The sequence below is a fragment of the Gryllotalpicola sp. CP2-P1 genome, assembly GCF_057512245.1.
Genome location: NZ_JBLRDT010000181.1, coordinates 1 through 4,916 on the forward strand (window position 1 = coordinate 1; position 4,916 = coordinate 4,916).

A 4,916-nucleotide genomic window follows, 5' to 3' on the forward strand; every position below is an offset into this window, starting at 1 on the left:
CACCCGGGGCACGCGGCCCGGTGACGGCATAGCCGCCGCACCCGGTGGGCCGGACCACGACGGCGCGCTGATGCTCGCTGACGACGCTCAGCCCGTCGCGTGCAGTGGGCCGGAATCCGTGGCCATTCCCAGGAAAGGCTCGAGGTCGCGCCCGGCGGCTACGGTGAACCCATGGCGACCATCGATCTGAACTGCGATCTCGGTGAGGGCTTCGGCGCGTGGCCCATGGGCGACGACGCGGCGCTGCTCGACGTCGTCACGAGTGCGAACGTCGCATGCGGATTCCACGCGGGCGACCCGCAGATCATGCTGGCGACCTGCCGCCTCGCGGCTGAGCGCGGTGTCGCGATCGGCGCGCACGTCGCGTACCCCGATCTGCGCGGCTTCGGCCGCCGTCTCGTGCCGACGACTCCCGATGAGCTGTTCGCCGATGTCGTCTACCAGCTCGGCGCCCTGCGCGCAGCAGCACGAGCGGCCGGCACGCGGGTCTCGTACGTCAAGCCGCACGGTGCGCTCTACAACGTCGCGGTGCGAGACGCGGCCCAGGCCGATGCCGTCGTGGCCGCGTGCGCCGCCGTCGACCCGCAGCTCGCCGTGCTCGCCCTTCCGGGTTCCGAACTGCTGCGCGCGGCATCCGACCACGGCCTCGTTCCCGTCCCCGAGACGTACGCCGACCGCGCCTTCCAGCCCGACGGCACGCTCGTGCCGCGCGCACAGGCGGGCAGCGTGCTGCACGACCCGGGCGAGATCGCCGCGCGCGTCGTGCGCCTCGTCACCGAGGGGCAGGTCACGGCCGTCGACGGCACCGAGATCGCCGTCGACGCCCGGTCGGTGTGCGTGCACGGCGACACGCCAGGTGCCGCCGCGATCGCCGCGCGTGTGCGCGCCGAGCTGGTGGCGGCCGGCGTGGGGCTCAGGGCGTTCGTGTGAGCGGTCCCCGCTTCCTGCGCGCCGGCGAGCGCGGCGTGCTGGTCGAGCTCTCATCGCTGACTGAGGCGATGGCGCTGCGTGCGGCGATCGAGCGTTCGCCGATTCCGGGGGTGACGGATGCCACGAGCGGCGCCCGCACCGTTCTGCTGGGCTTCGACCCGGCGGTGGTCGAGCGCAGCGCCGTCGAGGCGGCGGTCGCCGCGCTCGAGATCGTTGCGGCGCCCGACGGCGGGGCCGGTGCGCCCGTCGAGATCCCCGTGGTCTACGACGGGGACGATCTCGCCTCGACGGCAGAGCTCCTCGGGGTCTCGACCGCCGAACTCATCGCGGCCCACACGGGCCGCACGTGGCTGTGCGCCTTCGGCGGCTTCGCACCGGGCTTCGGCTACCTCGCGAGCGACGGCTGGGCCTTCGAGGTACCGCGGCTCGAGGTGCCGCGCACGCGCGTGCCCGCCGGCGCCGTGGGGCTCGCCGGCGAGTTCAGCGGCGTGTACCCGCGCGAGTCGCCGGGCGGCTGGCGATTGATCGGGCGCACCGGGCTGTCGATGTGGGATCCGGCCCGCACGCCTCCCGCGCTGCTCGCGGCCGGCACGCGCGTGCGCTTCGTGGAAGCCGCACGCGGATGAGCGCGCTCGAGGTCACGCGCGTCGGGCTGCTCGCAACGGTGCAGGATCAGGGCAGAAGCGGATTCCTCGACCAGGGCGTCGGGCACGCGGGCGCCGCCGACCGCGGCTCGGCCGCGCTCGCCACCCGGCTCGTGGCGAACACCGCGGGGGCTGCACTCGTCGAGACGCTCTTCGGCGGTCTCGCCGTGCGATCCCGTGGCGCGACCGAGCTCGTGGTGACCGGCGCCTACTGCCCGCTGACCGTGGTGACCGCCGCAGGGCGCACCCACCGCCCCGCCATGTACGAGCTCATCGAGCTCGCCGACGGCGACGAGCTGCAGCTCGGCGCGCCGAGCGCCGGGCTGCGCGCCTACCTCGCGGTGCGCGGGGGCATCGACGTTCCGCCGGTGCTCGGCAGCCGCTCGTACGACACGCTCTCCGATATCGGCCCCGCTCCCCTCGCCGCGGGCGATGTGCTGCCGATCGGCGACGAGACCGACGGCGAGCCGCTCGTCGACGCCGTCGCGCCGCCCTGGGGCGTCGGCGATACGGCCCCCGGCGTCGTGCTCGACGCGCTGCGCGGCCCCCGCGACGACTGGTTCACGCCGGATGCGCTGCGCGTGCTGCGCACCGGCGTCTTCACCGTCACGCCCGCGTCGGATCGGGTCGGGGTACGGCTCGAGGGGCCCGCGCCGCTCGAGCGGGCGATCGCGAGCGAGCTTCCGAGCGAGCCGATGGCGCTCGGCTCCCTGCAGGTGCCGGCGTCGGGGCATCCGATCATCTTCTCGGCCGATCACCCCGTGACCGGCGGCTACCCCGTGATCGCCGTGCTCACGGACGCCTCGATCGATCGCGCGGCGCAGCTCGCGCCCGGGCAGTCGGTCCGCTTCCGCCTGCACTGAGCGACGCGGCGCCTCAGTCGGGCAGCGCCTCGAGCGCGTCCCACGCGAAGGTCGCGAGCCAATGCGACGACATGAACTCGTCCGACACGGCGGCCTCGATGCCGGCGGGCAGCAGCCGAGGCGCCGCGCCCTCGAGCAGCTCGATCAGCTCGGCGACGCGGCCCGTGTTGCCGAGCCCCGACTCGCCGCCGACGCCGTTCGAGCGCAGCGTCACGGCGACGCGCGAGGCAGCCGCCGACGTCGAGAGCCCCAGGCCGAAGAGATGCACCTGCTGCCCGTCGTGGGCGTCGAGAACGCGTGCGGGCGCGAGCACGGCCGAGGTGGGCGAGAGCTCGGCGAAGAATCCGGTCGCCCATGCGGTGAACTCGTCGGCGCCGAGGGCGGTGGCCATCAGCTCGGCCTCGGCGAATCCCGGCGAGAGGAAGTCCTGCCCGCTGCGCTCCCACGCGAACGGCCAGGCGGCATCGCGCAGGTACCAGCGCCGCGCGGCATCCGTCACCGCGTGCGCGACATCGTCGCGACCGAGAGCGCGCGCAGCGAGCAGCGCGTGCCGCAGCCCGAACGCCGAATTGCTGTGCACGCCGTGGCGCACCGGCTCGGGCGTGCGCGCGACCCAGGCGAGCACGTGGCCGAAAAGCACCTCGGTCAGCGGGGCGAAGCCCGGCGCGAGCGTCGCGATGACGGGCACGCGCGAGCGCGACACGGATGCCGCGAGCGACAGCGCCCATGCCCAGCCGTACGGGCGCTCGTAGAGCGGGTGACGGCGCAGGTACTCAGCCTCGACCTCGAGGTTCTCTGCGGCGAGGTTCGCGGCGAGCGCGGCGGCGAGCCGGTCGGAAAGCGGCGCCGACACCCCGAACTCGAGCAGCCGCGTCGCGAGCCAGTGCATGTGCACGCTCGAGTGCCAGTCGTACGACGAGGCGAACGCCGGGTGCAGCTCGACCGGCAGCGCGCGGTCGTCGGGGCCGGCCGTGGTGTGGTGCGCCGCATAGGGATACGGCTGCGCGAAGTTGTCGAGCACGACCTGCGCGAAGCGGTCGGCGTGCTCGGCGCGCAGCGCCGGGGCATCCGTTGTCATCCTTCGCCCTCCCAGCGCGGCCCGTAGCCGGTGATCGTCACGGTGCGCGGCTCCTCGGGCGCGTCCGACGGGTCGAACTCGTCGCCCGCGCCCTCCGGCCGCGCGATCACCACCTCGAGCCACGACCCCGTCGCCGACTCGGACTCGATGAGCCCGTGCCCCCACTCGGCCACGACGACCGAGTTCTCGTAGTCGATGTCGAGGTCGTCGAGCTCCGTCGCGTTCCCCAGCCGATAGGCGTCGACATGCACGAGGTCGGGGCCGCCGCCGAGCGCGGGGTGCGTGCGCGCCAGCACGAAGGTCGGCGAGGTGATCGGCCCGCGCACGTTCAGCGCCTCGCCGATGCCGCGCGTCAGTGTCGTCTTGCCGGCGCCGAGCGGGCCCGTCAGCACGACCAGATCGCCCGCGCGCAGCCGCGCCCCGAGCTCGCGCCCGAGTGCTTCCATCTCGTCGGTGCCTGCGACGACACGCGTCTGGGGCCCGCTCACGCCGCGTCCTTCCTGACGAGCTGCTCGCAGGTCACCGATCCGGCCGACGCGACCGCGAACCCGTGCGCCTGCCACCCGCTGCGACCAAATCGGTGACTTACGGAGAGCGCCACGACGGCCACGCCCTGCTCTTCAGGCATCCGCGTCGCCCCTCACGTACCGCCGCGTGGTGCGGCCGCCGATGCGCGTCACGATCTCCCAGTTGATCGTGGCGGATGCCTCGGCCCAGTCCTCCGCCGTCGGGAATCCCTCACCGCCGTCGCCGAACAGCACGACGGGGTCGCCGACCGCGACGGGCGTATCGCCGACATCGACCACGAACTGGTCCATCGCCACCCGCCCCGCGATCCGATGCACGCCGCCGCCGAGCCACACCCGCGCCCGGTTCGACGCGGCGCGCGGAATGCCGTCGCCGTAGCCGAACGGCACGAGCGCCAGGGTCGTCTCGCGGTCGGTCGTGTAGGTGTAGTCGTACGACACCGACGTGCCCGCCGGCACGCGCTTCACGTTCGCGACACGGCCCTGCACCGTCATCGCCGGCCGCAGCCCGAGCTCGCGTGCCTGCCGCGGATCCTGCGTCGGCGCGAGGCCGTAGAGCGCGAGGCCGACGCGCACGCAGTTGTAGCGGGCATCGGGCTGGCGCAGCGCCGCAGCGGATGCCGCCGCGTGCACGAGCCCCGGCGCGAGCCCCGCCGCGCGGGCGGCCGCGACGCCCTCGTCGAAGAGGTCAAGGCAGTCGACGTCGTCCTGCAGGGTCGCGTTCGACAGGTGCGTGAACACTCCGTCGACGCGCAGCTGCGCGGTCTGCTCGAACCCGGCAGCGAGCTCGAACGCCGCGTTCCAGTCCGCGCGCTGCAGGCCGTTGCGTGACAGCCCGGTGTCGAGCTTGAACTGAACGGATGCCTGCGCCGCG

At 74.1% G+C, this 4,916-nt stretch carries 7 protein-coding genes; 3 read left to right on the forward strand and 4 right to left on the reverse strand.

Annotated elements, in window-relative coordinates:
* Positions 1-171 precede the first annotated feature (171 nt).
* Genes ACM2XV_RS12160 through ACM2XV_RS12170 form a run of 3 tightly spaced genes read left to right on the forward strand, consistent with a single transcriptional unit; the run spans position 172 to position 2,437 of the window.
* On the forward strand, positions 172-930 hold the full coding sequence (locus ACM2XV_RS12160; RefSeq protein WP_487027103.1) for a LamB/YcsF family protein: 759 nt from the start codon (positions 172-174) through the stop codon (positions 928-930).
* The gene (locus tag ACM2XV_RS12165; protein WP_487027104.1) at positions 927-1,556 is read left to right on the forward strand and encodes a 5-oxoprolinase subunit B family protein; all 630 of its coding nucleotides are present in this window, start codon (positions 927-929) and stop codon (positions 1,554-1,556) included. Before ACM2XV_RS12160 ends, ACM2XV_RS12165 begins: the two co-directional genes overlap by 4 nt.
* Positions 1,553-2,437 (forward strand): 5-oxoprolinase subunit C family protein, encoded by an 885-nt coding sequence (locus ACM2XV_RS12170; protein WP_487027105.1) that lies wholly within the window; start codon positions 1,553-1,555, stop codon positions 2,435-2,437. The genes ACM2XV_RS12165 and ACM2XV_RS12170 overlap by 4 nt, the downstream gene beginning before the upstream one ends.
* 13 nt (positions 2,438-2,450) lie before the next feature.
* Here the strand turns inward: ACM2XV_RS12170 and ACM2XV_RS12175 are convergent, their stop codons facing one another.
* From ACM2XV_RS12175 to alr, 4 genes are all read right to left on the reverse strand, one after another.
* Positions 2,451-3,515 (reverse strand): DUF2891 family protein, encoded by a 1,065-nt coding sequence (locus ACM2XV_RS12175; protein WP_487027106.1) that lies wholly within the window; start codon positions 3,513-3,515, stop codon positions 2,451-2,453.
* Positions 3,512-3,961 carry a tRNA (adenosine(37)-N6)-threonylcarbamoyltransferase complex ATPase subunit type 1 TsaE gene (tsaE, locus tag ACM2XV_RS12180; RefSeq protein WP_344777243.1) on the reverse strand — a complete coding sequence of 150 codons (450 nt, stop codon included), beginning with the start codon at positions 3,959-3,961 and terminating at the stop codon, positions 3,512-3,514. Before tsaE ends, ACM2XV_RS12175 begins: the two co-directional genes overlap by 4 nt.
* Before the next feature lie 38 nt (positions 3,962-3,999).
* Positions 4,000-4,143 carry a hypothetical protein gene (locus tag ACM2XV_RS12185; protein ID WP_487027107.1) on the reverse strand — a complete coding sequence of 48 codons (144 nt, stop codon included), beginning with the start codon at positions 4,141-4,143 and terminating at the stop codon, positions 4,000-4,002.
* Positions 4,136-4,916, reverse strand: a 781-nt coding sequence (gene alr, locus ACM2XV_RS12190; RefSeq protein WP_487027108.1) for an alanine racemase, incomplete at its 5' end; no start/stop codon positions are given. The genes ACM2XV_RS12185 and alr, both read right to left, overlap by 8 nt.